This window comes from Pseudomonas sp. SWI44 (genome assembly GCF_002947915.1).
Classification (GTDB): Bacteria; Pseudomonadota; Gammaproteobacteria; order Pseudomonadales; family Pseudomonadaceae; genus Aquipseudomonas; species Aquipseudomonas taiwanensis.
Genome location: NZ_CP026674.1, coordinates 2,369,519 through 2,384,876 on the forward strand (window position 1 = coordinate 2,369,519; position 15,358 = coordinate 2,384,876).

The window sequence follows — 15,358 nt, forward strand, 5'->3', positions numbered from 1 at the left end:
TGATAGCGGAGATTATCCGCGAGGGCTGCGTCCCTGATGCAGCCCGTAACGCCCTCAGACAACAAAAAGCCCCGACAAGTCGGGGCTCTTCGTTCAGTGCGTGAGGCTTAGTGCTTGGCGGTTTCGCCGACGACTACGGCTTCTTTCTTGCCTGCAGCCTGCACCAGCGATGTGTAGTACGCCTCGCCTTTCTGAGCGTCGTACATACCCTGCCAGCGGGCAATGACCACGGCGGCCAGTGCGTTACCCACCACGTTCAGCGCGGTACGGGCCATGTCCATGATGCGGTCGACACCGGCGATGAACGCCAGGCCTTCCAGCGGAATGCCCACGCTGCCCAGGGTGGCCAGCAAGACCACGAAGGACACGCCCGGCACGCCAGCGATACCTTTGGAGGTGACCATCAGGGTCAGTACCAGCATCAGCTGCTGGCCGATCGACAGGTCGATACCGTACAGCTGGGCGATGAAGATCGCTGCGATGCTCTGGTACAGGGTCGAACCGTCGAGGTTGAACGAGTAGCCAGTCGGTACCACGAACGAACAGATCGACTTCGGCGCACCGTACTTCTCCATCTTCTCGATCACGCGCGGCAGGACGGTCTCGGAGCTGGAGGTCGAGTAGGCGAGGATCAGCTCGTCTTTCATGATGCGCATGATCTTGATGATCGAGAAGCCAAATACGCGCGCTACCAGGCCCAGCACCATGAAGGCGAAGAAAGCGATGGCGAAGTACACCAGCAGCACGAGCTTGGCCAGGGGCAGCAGCGAGGCGAAACCGAAGTTGGCGACGGTAGCGGCGATCAGGGCGAACACGCCGATCGGGGCGTAGTTCATGATCATGTGGGTGACCTTGAACATGGTCTCCGACACGCCCTGGAAGGTACGCACCAACGGCTCGCGCAGGTCGGCATTGAGGCTCGACAGACCCATGCCGAACATGACCGAGAAGAAGATGATCGGCAGCATCTCGCCACGCATCAGCGCTGCGAAGATATTGGACGGGATCAGATTGAGCAGGGTCTCGATGAACGCGTGCTCATGCTGCACTTCGGCCGCAGTGGCCTGGTACTTGGAGATATCGACGGTACCCAGGGTGCTCATGTCGATGCCAGCGCCCGGGTGGAACAGGTTCGCCAACACCAAGCCGACGACGATGGCGATGGTGGTCACCACTTCGAAGTAGATGATGGTCTTCAGGCCGATGCTGCCCAGTTTCTTCGCGTCGCCTACCCCGGCGATGCCCACGATCAGCGACGAAATCACAATCGGGACGACGATCATCTTGATCAGGCGAATGAAGATGTCGCCGGCGGGCTGGAGTACGTTGCTGATCCACCATGCCTTTTCTGCACTGAAATGGTTCAGTAGCGCGCCGACTGCAACGCCCAGAAGCAGACCGATCACAATCTGCCAGGCGAGGCTCAGTTTTGCCTTCTTCATGTCATTACCCTTTGTTGTAGTGGTCATGGGAGCCGGCTGGAGAGGCGCGTAACAGAGCCGTTCTTAACGTCTTCGTTAGCGTTTTGATTCCAACCGGAGACCGCATGTAAAGACACCGCTGCCGAGCATTCGGGTGCTCGACCAGCGAAAAAAGGCCGCAACTATTGCGATGGGGAAGGGGGAAATCTAATGCCGGAAACAGATACCCTATGCCGAATATGCATAACGTTTCTGTTCTTAAACCACTGTTCTCAAGCCTTTGATTTGTAACGTTCGGAATCCCGAACAAGACCAAACCGCCATTCTTAGGCAGATTTGACCGTACCCAAGCCGGGCTGAAAATGGCTTGTTCGACAATCCGAATGGCCGAAATGACACCTCTTGCGCCCTCTCGGCAGACGAAAAAAAATGGATATACGGTCGAGACAAAATGTGTCTCGTAGGAAAAATCCAGAAAGGGAATGGGACAAATCCCTATGGCGTCTCGGAAGCCCGACCGGTCCGAAGTGTCTTTCAGCTTTGAAGACACGACCGGTCCGGGACTTCCGAATCTGCCTTTCCTGACCCGGCCCATTGCTGGAGGCACTCCCTGTACCCCTAGGCCACTCCGATCCTGCAACAATCAGAACAGCCCGACCCCTTGGTCATGTGCAGCCCCTCCTCGGGGCAGCGCATCATAGAAGCGTGAAATATAGAAAGGTTCAGCTTCTATTTCGTGACAGCGCGCGCATCGGTGTCAGTACCACTTCGGATCGCGCTTAAGTTGCTCTTGCAGCATTGCCTTCATGCCGTCATCCGGGTCGCCCAACCAGCGGTACTGTGCATGGCGGGTCGGCGACTTGTCGCTCGGCAGGCCTTCGGGCACCTCCACGAGCATCCCGTAAGCATCGTCCTTATCCCAGCTGAAGGCCACGATGAGGCGTTTGTAGGTGCACTTGTCCGCCGATTCGCACAAAGGACCGACCAGGTAGCGATCACCGTCCTCGGTGACCGCCGACATCTGCTCCTGGGCACTGCCGCTCAGGTTGATGACCCAGTCTGGCAGCCGCTCCTCGTCCTCGATGGTGTGCTGCCACGTCTCGCGATATTGGGGGTCCGAGCCCAGCAGTTGGTCGACCCGGACCTGGCCGTCATTGGCCGCTATCGCCCCTGCGCTACCGCCCAACAGCAGGGCGGTAACCAGGGCGTTGCGAAGCATCCTGCTCATCTTCAACCTCGACCACGTCCAAAGAAGAAGGAGGCTACGAACAGCACCAGGAAGACAATGAACAGGATCTTCGCGATACCAGTGGCAGCGCCGGCAATGCCACCGAAGCCCAGCACAGCAGCGACAATGGCGATGATGAGGAAAGTGATAGCCCAGCTCAGCATGGTGGTTCTCCTTTCTTTTTTGAAATCAGCCCGTCAGCGTGCCTCAGAACACCCAACGGTCCTGCGGCACGACGTTTTCGAGAGTGGCAGGGGAAGTCTTGGCCGAAGGCAAAGGATCGGCTGCCTTCACCAGCGTGTTGGCACGGGTCGACTGGATCTGCATGATCAACGCCGTTTGAGCCGCCACTTGCTCGGACAGCCGTGCGGTCTGCCAGCTGTAGTGAAAGAGACCGGCAGCCAGCGTCAACAGCAGCGCCAGTGCAAGAAACAACGCCTGGCGAATGGGTAATGCTGCAGCTTGGAAACGGTCCACGGATGGGCGGTTCATGCCGGCTTCTCCTGCTGTAATTCTTGTTCAAACCTGAACAGGTAATTGCAGCCTGCATGCCAGACTTTTATTTTAATAAAAAGCTTTATAAATCAATTACTTATGAAACAAGCCGCAAGGCGCAGGGGACGTATCCTGCACGATGCCCCCTCTGGCATCGTGCGTATTGCACGATTCAACCCTCTACTTTGGTGGCTACTTTCAGCAGGTCGGCGTCGACGCCACGCACTCCAGAGATCTGTCGAGCGGTTTCCACCGCGATGCTCTTCTGCTCGCGACTGACCACTTCGCCAGAAAGCCTGACGAGCCCCTGCTCGCAGTCCACCTTTATATTCAAGCCATCGAGATTGCGACTGAACCTGAAACTGGCCTGGATCTTGTCCACCACCCAGCGGTCACTGGGTTGCGGCCCGGTTTGCGCTCCCACAGGCGTTTCCCTGGCCTTGGCCATGGCTGCGCTGTCCAGGCTGACCAGGTTGTTGACCAGATACACACCCTCGGTGGTCCGCGCCAGAACACCCGCCAACTCCTTGGCCTGCGCGCTCTCGACCTTGCCTCGCAAAGTCACCACGCCCTCACTGCTTTGCACGTCTATAGGTGCCTGCTCGGTGGTGTGGCTCCAAAGCAGCCGCGCCTTTATCTTCGCCGCCAGCGTCGCATCCTCCAGACGCTGCGCGTAGGCACGCAGTTCAAGCGGCCGTTCCACCAGGTCGGCGTTGATCCGCAGCTGATTGTCGACCTCTTCGATCCCCCGAGTGGCAAGGGCAACCTTTTCTGCAAGCTGTCGCTCGACCTCGCTCTCGACTTCGCCGGCCAGTCGGGCCTGCTGGCCGTCGACCTCTACCTCGATACGAAACGGGTTCAGCATGCTGTTCAACGCCAACGCCGTTTGCAGGGCACCCTCCAGGCGAGCGTCATTCACAGGGTCAGCGAAAGCTGGGGGGAATGCTGGTAGCAGCGTGACCGCCAACACGGCCAGGCGGTAGGAAAAGGGCATGACTGCACCTCCTTCTGTAGGCAAAAGCTAAAAATCTTCGCAACCAATGTGCCATTCGACACCTCTAAGCCAATCATCGAGATATCGCGGCTTCACCGCGAAGATGGGCCATTGGCTAGCATGCAAAGGACAGAATCCGTCAATATTGACCATGCAACTTGCCCGATTTTTCCCACACTAATTGAAGACACATCCTAAGGAGCGCAGGAAATGGAGTCAGCCCAGGACACCCAAGGCCGTATTCTGCTGGTGGATGATGAGTCCGCTATCCTGCGTACATTCCGCTATTGCCTCGAGGACGAAGGCTACAGCGTGTCCACCGCAAGCAGCGCCGCCCAGGCCGAAGCCTTGCTTCAGCGCCAGGTGTTCGACCTGTGCTTCCTGGATTTGCGCCTGGGCGATGACAACGGCCTGGACGTACTGGCCCAGATGCGCATCCAAGCGCCGTGGATGCGGGTGGTGATCGTCACCGCTCATTCCGCGGTCGACACGGCGGTGGACGCCATTCAGGCCGGGGCTGCCGACTATCTGGTCAAGCCCTGCAGCCCCGACCAGTTGCGCCTGGCCACGGCCAAACAACTGGAAGTGCGCCAGCTGTCGGCGCGGCTGGAAGCCCTCGAAGGCGAAGTACGCAAACCAAAGGACGGGCTGGATTCGCACAGCCCGGCGATGATGGCTGTCCTGGAGACTGCCCGCCAAGTCGCCACCACCGATGCCAATATCCTGATTCTGGGAGAATCGGGCACCGGCAAGGGCGAACTGGCCCGGGCGATTCATGGTTGGAGCAAGCGGGCACGCAAGGCATGCGTCACCATCAACTGCCCATCACTGAACGCCGAGCTGATGGAAAGCGAACTGTTCGGCCATACCCGTGGTGCCTTCACCGGCGCCAGCGAGAGCACATTGGGGCGCGTCAGCCAGGCCGATGGCGGTACGCTGTTCCTCGACGAGATCGGCGATTTCCCGCTGACCCTGCAACCCAAGCTGCTGCGTTTCATCCAGGATAAGGAATACGAGCGGGTAGGCGATCCGGTCACCCGGCGAGCCGACGTACGGATTCTCGCGGCCACCAACCTGAACCTGGAAGAAATGGTGCGCGAAAGCCGTTTCCGCGAAGACCTGCTGTACCGTCTCAACGTCATCACGTTGCACCTGCCACCTCTGCGGGAGCGCAGCGAGGATATCCTGACCCTGGCCGAGCGCTTCCTGGCCCGCTTCGTCAAGGAATACTCCCGCCCCGCCAGAGGCTTCAGTGAGCAAGCTCGCACTGCGTTGCTCAATTACCGATGGCCGGGCAACATCCGCGAACTGCGTAACGTGGTGGAGCGGGCCAGCATCATCTGCCCGCAGGAGTGGGTGGAAATGAGCCACCTGGGAATGGGTGAACAACCTGCAGGCAACACCCCTCGGATCGGCGCGCCCCTCAGTCTGGATGAGCTGGAGCGCGCCCATATCGGCGCGGTGCTGGCCACCAGCGATACGCTGGACCAAGCCGCCAAGACCTTGGGTATCGATGCCTCCACCCTGTACCGCAAGCGTAAGCAGTACAACTTATGAAATGGTCGATGAAGCTGCGCACGCGGCTTTTTCTAAGCATTTCAACGCTCGTTACAGCATCTCTGCTTGGCCTGACCCTGGGTCTGGTCAGCGTGATGCAAATGGCGACGGTACAGCAGCAGTTGGTGAAAGAAGCGACCCACGCCCTGGAAATCGGCCTCAAGTTGCGGCAGAACCTAGGCGAACAACTGACCTTGATCCTTGATGAAGATACCGTCCCCGAGCATCTGCAATCGCTGCAGGACAACTTCCAGGCCCTGCTCGATCAGGGTCTAGCTCAGGGTGGTGAACAGAGCAGCTTCAGCAAGGCCAGTAGCCATTTTCAAAGCTTTCTGCGGGCCTATCGGGAAAGCGCCAATCCGGCTCGAAGCATGGGTGCGGATCAACCGCTTGGCGCGGCGTTTGGTCAAGTGCGCACCGACCTGATCGACTCCCACAGGCAAACGCTAGAGCTCATCATCCGCAGCGAAGAGCAGACGCGCAGCCGCGCCCTGCTGGTCAGTGGCCTGCTTGGCCTGATCGGCCTTGTAGTACTGGCGCTAGGGTTCGTCACCGCACACAAGATCGCCCGCCGCCTGGGCCAACCGATCGAGGCCCTGGCCCAGGCCGCCGACCAACTGGGCAAAGGCAACTTCAACGTCACCCTGCCGGTCACCCAGGCAGCCGAGCTGAACCAGTTGACTCGCCGTTTCGGGTTGATGGCCGAAGCGCTGCGCAAGCACCAGGAAACCAATGTCGATGAATTGATGGCCGGCCAGCAGCGCCTGCAGGCTGTGCTCGACAGCATCGACGATGGCTTGCTGATCATCGACCGCCAAGGCCATCTGGAGCATCTGAACCCGGTAGCACAGCGTCAGCTGGGCTGGAGCGACAGCCGTGTGGGCAGCAGCCTGGCCGACGCCCTGCAGCGCCCGGAGCTGGAACATCAACTGCGACAGGTATTGCGCGGCGGCAACCTCGATCGCCCCCCTGACGACCTGCAGATCGAAGTCGACGAAGAGTCTCGGCTGCTGACCTATAGCCTGACACCGGTCAGCCATCCACAGGGGCCAATTCTGGGCGCGGTGATGGTGCTGCACGATGTGACCGAGCAGCGCGCCTTCGAGCGTGTACGCAGCGAGTTCGTACTGCGTGCCTCCCATGAGCTGCGCACGCCGATCACCGGCATGCACATGGCATTCGGCCTGCTTCGCGAACGCCTGACATTCCCCCCGGATGCACGCGAGTACGACCTGATCGAAACCATCGGCGAAGAGATGCAGCGTCTGACCCAGTTGATCAATGACCTGCTGAACTTTTCACGCTATCAAAGTGGGCTGCAAAAACTCGAACTGGCGCCTTGCCCCATCGACGATCTGCTTGAACGCGCCAAGGCACGCTTCACCGAGCAGGCTGCGCATAAGCAAATCGAATTGGTCAACGTCCTGGAACCGCCATTGCCACGCATACAGGCCGACGTCGCCCAACTCGACCGGGTAATGGACAACCTGCTGCACAACGCCATTCGCCATACTCCAAACGGTGGAAAGATCCGCCTGCATGCACGGCGGCACGCAGAGCGAGTGATCATCAGTGTCGAAGACAATGGCGAAGGTATCGCCTATGGGCAGCAAGGCCGAATTTTCGAACCGTTCGTGCAGGTGGGCCGCAAGAAGGGCGGCGCAGGGCTGGGCCTTGCATTGTGCAAGGAGATCGTGCAACTGCATGGGGGGCGCATGGGCGTGTTTTCCCGCCCCGGACAAGGCACCCAATTCTATATGGCGCTGCCTGTCTGAACCCTCGCCCAACGCAAGTCAGTTTTCACCCCGCCGAGCTGCAACCTGTCTTCCGCGGGTCACCAGCTCGGCGAACTGCCGTGCGTTAAGTGGATGGGCGAACAACCAGCCCTGGCCGTAGTTCACCCCTTCGCTGTTGAGCAGCTCGGCCTGGTCTTCGCATTCGATGCCTTCGGCAATCACTCGCAGGTGCAGGTCATGGGCCATGCGAATGATGTGCGGTGCAACTCCGCTACTGGCGGCATCGTGACCCAGTGCATCGATGAAGGCCTTGTCGATCTTCAGGCAATCCACGGGCAAGGTCTGCAGGTAGGCCAGACTGCAATATCCCGTGCCGAAATCATCGATCAGCACCTGGTGCCCCACGGCCCGCAACGCCTGCAGATTGTCACGGGCCACTACCACGTCGATCAGCCCCCGCTCGGTAACCTCGAAGGCGATCTGGCTGGCCGACACCCGGTGCAACGCCAATAACCGTGCAGCGACTCGCCCGATGCGCGGCACCATCACATCACAGGCAGCGAGGTTGACCGAGATGTACAGGTTGGGGTGCGAACGCAGCAACTGCCCAAGTTGTTCGAGCACACGCTGCAGGACGAAGTCGGTGATCTGGCATATCTGCCCGGTGTTCTCGGCCAGGGGAATGAACAAATCCGGGCTGGTCAGCGTCCCGTCTGGGCGGCGCCAGCGCACCAACGCCTCGGCCCCCACGCATCGTCGGCTGTCGAGTTCGAATATGGGCTGGTAAAGCACTTGCAGTTCGCCACGGCGTAGAGCGTTCTGCAATTCGGAACTCATCGAGCGCCGCTGCTGCACCAGCTGCAGCACCAGCCAACCGATGCAGCAGGCCGCCAACAGGCTGCCAGGAATCAGCAACCAGAGCATGCCGTTCATTTTCAATGGCAGGCTCGCCCGTGGAGCGATCAGCACCAACTGGTAATCCGGCGATTTCGTCGGCATGCGATAGATAAGACGGTCGCTCAGTTCGAGTAGCGTGTTCTCGCTGGAAGGCCAGGCAGCAGCAGGCGGCCAGACTTGCGGCGGGCCCAGCACCGGGATGGCTCGGGCACCATTGTCGAGCACGACCAGCAAGCTGCCGCCGGGGGGCAAGTCGACCACATCGGTCAGGTGCCCACGGGATGTCGAAACCACGAACCTGCCGCGCCCCAACATCAGCGCCGCCAGGTTTTCATCAGGCTCGGTGGTGGTGTTCAACCAATAGCTGTAGGTGGGGCCTCGAATGTCTGGCGCCCGCAGGGATTCGATGAGCCTTTCACCCCCCCGATTCGAACAGGCGATGTTGCCGTCGATGTATGCGGCCTCATAAATAAAGCGCGACCCGAGGCCGACTGCCTGCAAGGCCTGCAACATCGCCGCGTCACAGCCGCGCAAGGGCTGCGCCTGCAACGCATCGACGCCCTCGCGCAGCTGGCCGAATACCTGCTCTAGCCGCTCGAGAAATCGGTCGCCCTGCGCATTCATTTGCGCACTTTCGTTCTGCTTCATCTGTTGCAGGGCGATACCGAAGCTGGCAGTCAGCAGCACTGCGCCACTGGCCAACGCTGCCAAGGTGGCCAGCATCCAGGGACGGTAAAAAAATTGGCGCAGTGCAGTGAGCAAGGCTGACATCGCTAGCATCCAGTTGATTAACAAGGTATAGCAACTGGTTTGACACTCAGCCTGCCCGTTGAGCGGTGATTAAGGCGCGTGGGGGCGCCTGACTAACGCATGCGGTTGAGCACCTGCAGAATTGCGGCTGTCTGTGCGTCCGGCATGCCATCGAAACGCGCTGGACGGAAGCGCATCTGGAATGCAGCGATCACATGGCGGGTGGCAACGTCCAGCTCTGCGGTTTGCTCGATTGCGTAACCAAAACGGGCTAATTCTTGCTGATACCAGCCGATCGTGGGGGGATTGGCACTGAAATATGCTTGCTGGCGTGCTACCGCCGCGGCGTCTGGCCAAATCCCGAGGCCCGCTTCGGCCAGGCGCTTCCAGGGGAACAACGGCCCGGGGTCCAGTTTGCGTAATGGTGCGATATCACTGTGGCCAATAATGTGGCGCGGCTCGATGTGATTGCGTTTGACGATATCGTTGAGCAGGGCGATCAGCGACTGGATCTGCGCCTCGCTGTAAGGGTGCCAGACCCGACCATTGGGGGTGTCGGTGAAACCAGGATTGACGATCTCGATGCCGATGGAGCTCGAATTGAGCCAGGTTCGACCTTGCCACTGGCTGTCACCGGCATGCCAGGCCCGACGGCTCTCGTCGACCAACTGGTAGACCGTCGCCGGGCCGTCACCTATCAGGTAATGACTGCTGACCTCACCATGGGTCAGCAGCGCCAGGGAACGTTCAAGGGACGCATTGGTGTAATGCAGGACCACGAACTGGATTCGGTCGTCCTGGTTGGCGGAAACATGGCTGCGGTCGATGCGCAGGCCTGTGGAACAGCCCGCTAGGATCAACAGCATGCAAGCGGTGAATAAGGTTTTCATCGGTGGGAGCACGTCTGGAGGAGTCTACATCGTCGCTACAGTATAACGTGCTCCTTCCCGGCCATTAGGCTAAAGAGTGATTCAGCGTGTGCACAGCACCAGGAATTCCATCGAGTTGTCGCCACTGGGGCCTTTCACATCCACCAGTTGGGTCAGCACCGTTGCCTGCTCGGCCAATGGCTTGCCGATCACTTTGGCGTAGCCATGTACCAGCCTGTTTTCGCTGCTGGCATCGATCGGCGAGACCGAGCAGAAGCCGGGGTCCTGATGCACGATGCGCTTGTTGAAGAACAGCGTGTATTGGGTGAAGTAGTTGTCCTGAGGTTTGTGCTCGACCCTTTCGATCCACTTTGGCCATTGGCGCAACACACTGCCGTCACCGCCAATGTGTGCGGTCCACCAGGTTTCATTGGCCAGGGCAGAGGCCTGGTAGGCCAACCCCATCATTAGTACAACCCACGCTTTGAATGCTTTCATCGCTCGGCTCCTCATCAGAGATCGTTCCGTAACGACATGCACGACAGTGCACATGTCGGTTACGCAGTCTCGACCTCGTAGGCGCGATGAATGCGGTACTTGTTTATGCCATTTCGACCCGGTTACGCCCCAGGTCCTTCGCCCGGTACAAGGCGTCGTCGGCACGCTTGAGCACTTGGTCGGCACGCTCGCCGGAGCGGAAAGCGCTCACGCCAATGGAAGCGGTGATCACCACGCGCTCGCCCTTGAAGTGAAATGGGCACGCCTCGATGGCCGCGCGTAGCACTTCGGCGAATTGTTGACCGGCAGCCGGGGAGGTCTGCGGCAACAACAGGACGAACTCCTCACCGCCAAAGCGGGCGATGAAATCCTGGCCTCGCAGCCGCTTGCGCAGTTGGTCGGCAACGATCTTCAGCACCTTGTCGCCGGCCAGGTGGCCGTAGCCGTCGTTGATGCGCTTGAAATGGTCCAGGTCAAGGATAGCCATCAGCAGATGCCCGCCACCCTCCTGCCAGTCCTGGACCTCGCGCTCGACCCGCTCGGCCCAGGCTGCGCGGTTCGGCAAGCCGGTGAGCGGGTCGATAAGCGCCTTCTGCCGTTGCTCCTCCAGATGCTCACGGTAGCCAAGGGCTTCCTGCTCCATACTGGCCACACGTTCGGCCAGGCCCTGCAGGCGCCCTGCCAGTTCCTGTTCGCGGCGGTCGCGCTCACGCTGATGATCGTCAATGGTGACAGACAACCCCTCAAGACGGTTTTCCAGGATGTGCTTGAGGCTTTCCAGGTCCGCCGCGCCCTGTACGCTACTTTGCAGGCCATCGACCTGTTCGCGCAGTTGGCTGTCCAGCTCACGGGCAGCGGTACTGTTGTCGGCGTGTCCGGCACTGGCTTCCTGCAAGTGGCTCTGGAAATTCTCCAGGCGCTCGTTGAGCTGTTGCAGGTAAGCCTCGAATTCGTGCTGACCGCTGTCGGTAATGGCCAGCATGAGCACTGCCAGGTCGTCGAGAACCGGGATCAGCTCATACCAGTTCAAGCCGCGCGCCACCCGCTCGCGCATTGCCAGGGCTTGTGCCTTGTGGCGCTCGGGCAGGCTCAGGTCGTCGAGCAGGCCAATCAGGGTCTGCTCGATATGCGCGGCGACCTGGCTGTAAGGTGGTTCGACAGCGTCGGGCAAGGCATAGGGGCCGTCCTCGCCAGCAGCATCCTCGACCTGCAACGAAGCGTCGACCAGTGAAGGCAGCTCGCCTTCCTGGAGCTGCTCAGACACGGGCAACGGCGCAGCGGATGGGGCCGCCGGTGGCTCATGGCGTTGGTTCTCGACCAGCGCAGGCTCGGACAGCACGGTCGGTTCCGACTCTGCAACGGCTTCCGGCATTTGGGGCTGCTCGGCACTCACGGGCTCGGCAGGCGCTTGCAGCTGCGCCGCAAGCGGCTGCAGCTCATCCACATCGGGCGCTGGTGCCTCGACTACATCGGAAGCTGGCGGCGCGGGCGCGACGTCGAGCGAAGGAGGTACCGCGGGAACATCGGCCGCTGCCTGGTCTGCATGGACCAGTGCCTGCTCACCCTGCTGTTCGATTTCGCGATTACCGAACAGGCGCTGCAGAAACCCCGGCCGGGCTTCTTCCTCGGGTTTGCTCAGCGTGGACAGGGCGAGCCCTTGCAGACCGCTGAGCTCGCCGAGTAAAGGAGGCAGGTCGCGGGACTGGCTTACGCCGCCATCGAGTTTCTTGGCCAGCTTTTTCAATGATCTGGATACATCACCCGGCAATGGCAGCGTTTGCAACTGGCTTACCAATGACGTGAGCGCATCGCGGACCTGGTTCATCCGTGTTTCACGTCGCTGCTCGGAATCCAGAACGGCTTTTTCCAGGCGCGGAATCAGGCCGGCCAGGCCGGCGTCCATGTTGTCGCTGCGGATCACCTCGCGCATTTCCTTCATGCACTGGTCGACCGCCTTGTCGCTGCCTTCGGCTGCCAGGGTGCTGCGCACCAGGCCCCGGCGCAACAGGTCAAGTCGAGCATTCCAGCGACGCTCGAGCTTTTCCTGCTGTTCGATGCTTTTTAGATATTTTTCTTTCCAGCGCTCGGCGTCGATGGTCATGCCTGGATCCGCAAAAAGTGATGCATCTATGAGCTGTGATTACACGCTTTCGGCGAACGCTTCGAACACTTGAGCGCTCGAAACGCTTCTGCTGATCTACCTCAGGACCGGCAGCGTATCCACAGTCAATGCTTCAGGCAATCGGATCTCGACAGCGACGGGAAGGTGGTCGGAAATTGGCTGCGCCAGCACCTCGACCCGTTCGAGGGTCAAGCTCGGGCTGAGCAGGATATGGTCCAGGCAGCGCTGAGGGCGCCAGCTGGGGAAGGTGGCCTCGGCCTGCGGGGCGATCAGGCCCAGATCGCGCAGAGGCGAGTGGTCGAGCAGGTCGGTGGCATGGGTGTTCATGTCGCCCATCAACACCTGGTGACGATAGCCGCCGATCAGCTCGCGAATGTAGGCCAACTGCCTGGCACGGGTCTTCGCCCCCAGTGCCAGGTGCATCATCACCACGATCAGCGCGTCGTCGCCCTCGCCGAATCGCACCAGAATTGCCCCACGCCCAGCCGGGCCAGGCAACGGATGGTCTTCCAGCAGATGCGGTTTGAGGCGGCTGAGCACCCCGTTGCTGTGCTGGGCGAACCGCCCGAGGTTGCGATTGAGCTGCTGGTACCAGTAGGGGAAGGCGCCCAACTGGGCCAAGTGCTCGACCTGGTTGACGAAGCCTGAACGCAGGCTGCCGCCATCGGCCTCCTGCAGGGCCACCAGGTCAAAATCGTTGAGCAGCTCGCCGATCTTTTGCAGGTTGCCCGCCCGCCCGTTGTGCGGCAGCAAATGCTGCCAGCTACGGGTCAGGTAATGACGGTAACGCTCGGTGCTGATGCCGACCTGAATGTTGAAGCTCAGCAACCGCAGGCGGCCATCCTCGGGCAGGCCAGGGGCCTGCAGGTGATGTTCGTTGACCTGCGGCTGATGCAGGCCAATGCCACGCGTGTTTCTGAAGCGGGGCATAGGGTTCGCCGCTTACTTAGCGGCGCGCTCCTTGGCGATCAGTTGGTCGGCGACGTTCAGGACGCCTTCCGGACCGCCTGCGGTACCCAGGTCGAAGCGGTACTTGCCGTTGACCACCATGCTCGGTACACCCGTGATTTCGTACTTTTTCGCCAGCTCCTTGGCCTGGTTGACCTGGCCTTTGATGGCGAAGGAGTTGTAGGTCGCCAGGAACTTGTCTTTGTCGACGCCCTGGGTAGCGAGGAAGTCAGCCATGTCGGCAGGGTCGGTCAGACGCTTGCGCTGGTTCTGGATGGCATCGAACACGGCGGCGTGCACCTTGTGCTCCACACCCATGGCTTCGAGAGTCAGGAACATCTGGCCATGGGCATCCCATGGGCCGCCGAACATTGCCGGAACGCGTTTGAAATTGACGTCCTTGGGCAGCTTGTCTACCCATGGGTTGATGGTCGGCTCGAAGTGGTAGCAGTGTGGGCAGCCGTACCAGAACAGCTCGATCACTTCGATCTTGCCAGGCACGGATACCGGAACAGGGTTGCTCAGCTCGATGTATTCCTTGCCGGCCACGGGCTCCGCAGCCTGGACGGCAGTCATACCGAATACGCTGGCAGCGACCAGCGCAGCGCTGAGAATCAGTTTACGCATGCTTTACTCCTGAGCAGTCATTGGTCGCCTCGACGCGACCTGAATTCAGACAGGTCGGGAAGGGCCCGAGTTCTGTAGTGTAACGGCTGCGGACTGAAAAAAGGGCGGTCCGGCCGCCCTTTCATCTTTGCCGTACAGCATTAACCGAATGTTAATGCAGGCCCTGGATGTAGCTGGACAACGCCTCGATATCCTTGTTGCTCAGCTTGCCGGCAATCGAGCGCATGGGCATGGCATCGCCATCATTGGTGCGATTGCCTTCGCGGAAGTCCGTGAGCTGCTTGGTCACGTACTGCGCATGCTGGCCCCCCAGGTGCGGGAAGCCGGCGAGGGCGATGCCAGCGCCATTGGGCGAGTGGCAGCCGGTACAGGCCGGCATGCCTTTCTCAAGGTCACCGCCGTTGAACAGGGCACGGCCCCGCTCGACCAGTTTTGGATCGGCCGCCCCCACGCTGCCTTTCTGACTGGAGAAATAGGCGGCGATATCGGCCAGGTCCTGGTCGTTGAAGTTGGCGAGCATGCCTGTCATTTCCAGCACGGTACGCTTGCCGGACTTGATGTCATGCAGTTGTTTTTCGAGGTAGCGCTGGCCTTGGCCGGCCAGTTTCGGGAAGTTCGGCGCCAGACTGTTACCGTCGGGGTTGTGGCAGGCACCACAGACGGCCGTCTTGGCCTGGCCGGCGGCGGCATCGCCTTTGATGGGGTCAGCAGCAGTGGCCGCACCTGCGACACCCATGGTCAACAGCAGACTCACGACTAGTTTGTTCATCAGCTAATCCAACACGGCTAAGGGTGAAATGTTATGTATCGGGACTGCCACTCATCCAAAGGATGACCAAACGGTAGTCCTCGGCACTGCAGTCCATGCACAATCCACGCGGCGGCATAGCCTTGAAACCCTGGGTAACATGCGCCACCAGTGTGTTCACACCTTGCGCCAGCCTTGGCTCCCAGGCTGCCCGGTCACCCCGCTTGGGTGCCTGTGGCAACTGCCCGGCGTGACAGGCCGCACACGTGCGGTTGTACAACGCCTCGGGATCCTGTGTAGCCTGTGCGCTGAAAAACGGTAGGAACATACCGACAGCAAGCAGCCATTTCGCCATGCGGAACGACCTGACAGGGTTGGGGGCCGCGCTGCGTTCTGATGCGCGAGCTATTGTTCGACACCCCATGCTCGATCTCCTTCGCTGGGAGAATGAGCACACAAAAACTGGGG

The 15,358-nt window shown here is 60.3% G+C and carries 15 protein-coding genes; 2 read left to right on the forward strand and 13 right to left on the reverse strand.

Features of this window, described 5'->3' with window-relative positions:
- Window positions 1–107 precede the first annotated feature (107 nt).
- From gltP to C4Q26_RS11110, 5 genes are all read right to left on the reverse strand, one after another.
- The gene (gene gltP, locus C4Q26_RS11090; protein WP_023378040.1) at window positions 108–1,442 is read right to left on the reverse strand and encodes a glutamate/aspartate:proton symporter GltP; all 1,335 of its coding nucleotides are present in this window, start codon (window positions 1,440–1,442) and stop codon (window positions 108–110) included.
- A gap of 736 nt (window positions 1,443–2,178) precedes the next feature.
- A complete protein-coding gene (locus tag C4Q26_RS11095; protein WP_041925428.1) occupies window positions 2,179–2,649 on the reverse strand; it encodes an inhibitor of vertebrate lysozyme family protein in 471 nt (156 codons plus the stop codon).
- Window positions 2,650–2,651: 2 nt separating this feature from the next.
- The gene (locus C4Q26_RS11100; protein ID WP_003252966.1) at window positions 2,652–2,813 is read right to left on the reverse strand and encodes a DUF1328 domain-containing protein; all 162 of its coding nucleotides are present in this window, start codon (window positions 2,811–2,813) and stop codon (window positions 2,652–2,654) included.
- 43 nt (window positions 2,814–2,856) lie between these two features.
- A complete protein-coding gene (locus C4Q26_RS11105) occupies window positions 2,857–3,141 on the reverse strand; it encodes a hypothetical protein (RefSeq protein WP_027906625.1) in 285 nt (94 codons plus the stop codon).
- Between the two features lie 175 nt (window positions 3,142–3,316).
- The gene (locus tag C4Q26_RS11110; RefSeq protein WP_104883085.1) at window positions 3,317–4,138 is read right to left on the reverse strand and encodes a BON domain-containing protein; all 822 of its coding nucleotides are present in this window, start codon (window positions 4,136–4,138) and stop codon (window positions 3,317–3,319) included.
- A gap of 210 nt (window positions 4,139–4,348) precedes the next feature.
- Between C4Q26_RS11110 and algB the strand changes: the two genes are divergently transcribed.
- Both algB and C4Q26_RS11120 read left to right on the forward strand, forming a co-directional pair.
- Entirely contained in the window at window positions 4,349–5,695 is a 1,347-nt protein-coding gene (gene algB, locus C4Q26_RS11115) for a sigma-54-dependent response regulator transcription factor AlgB (protein WP_027906627.1), read from the forward strand.
- Window positions 5,692–7,470 (forward strand): KinB sensor domain-containing domain, encoded by a 1,779-nt coding sequence (locus tag C4Q26_RS11120; protein WP_023378035.1) that lies wholly within the window; start codon window positions 5,692–5,694, stop codon window positions 7,468–7,470. The genes algB and C4Q26_RS11120 overlap by 4 nt, the downstream gene beginning before the upstream one ends.
- Before the next feature lie 18 nt (window positions 7,471–7,488).
- Here C4Q26_RS11120 and C4Q26_RS11125 read toward each other — a convergent pair whose 3' ends face one another.
- From C4Q26_RS11125 to C4Q26_RS11160, 8 genes are all read right to left on the reverse strand, one after another.
- Window positions 7,489–9,099, reverse strand: a complete 1,611-nt coding sequence (locus tag C4Q26_RS11125) for an EAL domain-containing protein (RefSeq protein ID WP_023378034.1) — start codon at window positions 9,097–9,099, stop codon at window positions 7,489–7,491.
- 92 nt (window positions 9,100–9,191) lie between these two features.
- A complete protein-coding gene (locus C4Q26_RS11130) occupies window positions 9,192–9,968 on the reverse strand; it encodes an N-acetylmuramoyl-L-alanine amidase (RefSeq protein WP_104883086.1) in 777 nt (258 codons plus the stop codon).
- An 81-nt stretch (window positions 9,969–10,049) separates the two neighbouring features.
- Window positions 10,050–10,445, reverse strand: a complete 396-nt coding sequence (locus C4Q26_RS11135; RefSeq protein ID WP_023378032.1) for a hypothetical protein — start codon at window positions 10,443–10,445, stop codon at window positions 10,050–10,052.
- A 103-nt stretch (window positions 10,446–10,548) separates the two neighbouring features.
- Window positions 10,549–12,546, reverse strand: coding sequence for a GGDEF domain-containing protein (locus C4Q26_RS11140; RefSeq protein WP_104883087.1), 1,998 nt, complete (start codon window positions 12,544–12,546; stop codon window positions 10,549–10,551).
- A gap of 96 nt (window positions 12,547–12,642) precedes the next feature.
- Window positions 12,643–13,497, reverse strand: a complete 855-nt coding sequence (locus C4Q26_RS11145) for an endonuclease/exonuclease/phosphatase family protein (RefSeq protein ID WP_023378030.1) — start codon at window positions 13,495–13,497, stop codon at window positions 12,643–12,645.
- Between the two features lie 12 nt (window positions 13,498–13,509).
- Window positions 13,510–14,142 carry a thiol:disulfide interchange protein DsbA gene (dsbA, locus tag C4Q26_RS11150; protein ID WP_023378029.1) on the reverse strand — a complete coding sequence of 211 codons (633 nt, stop codon included), beginning with the start codon at window positions 14,140–14,142 and terminating at the stop codon, window positions 13,510–13,512.
- Between the two features lie 151 nt (window positions 14,143–14,293).
- The gene (locus C4Q26_RS11155) at window positions 14,294–14,911 is read right to left on the reverse strand and encodes a cytochrome c (protein WP_023378028.1); all 618 of its coding nucleotides are present in this window, start codon (window positions 14,909–14,911) and stop codon (window positions 14,294–14,296) included.
- Window positions 14,912–14,942: 31 nt separating this feature from the next.
- Window positions 14,943–15,245: a cytochrome c5 family protein gene (locus C4Q26_RS11160; RefSeq protein ID WP_023378027.1), complete on the reverse strand. Its 303-nt coding sequence runs from the start codon at window positions 15,243–15,245 to the stop codon at window positions 14,943–14,945.
- Between the last annotated feature and the right edge of the window lie 113 nt (window positions 15,246–15,358).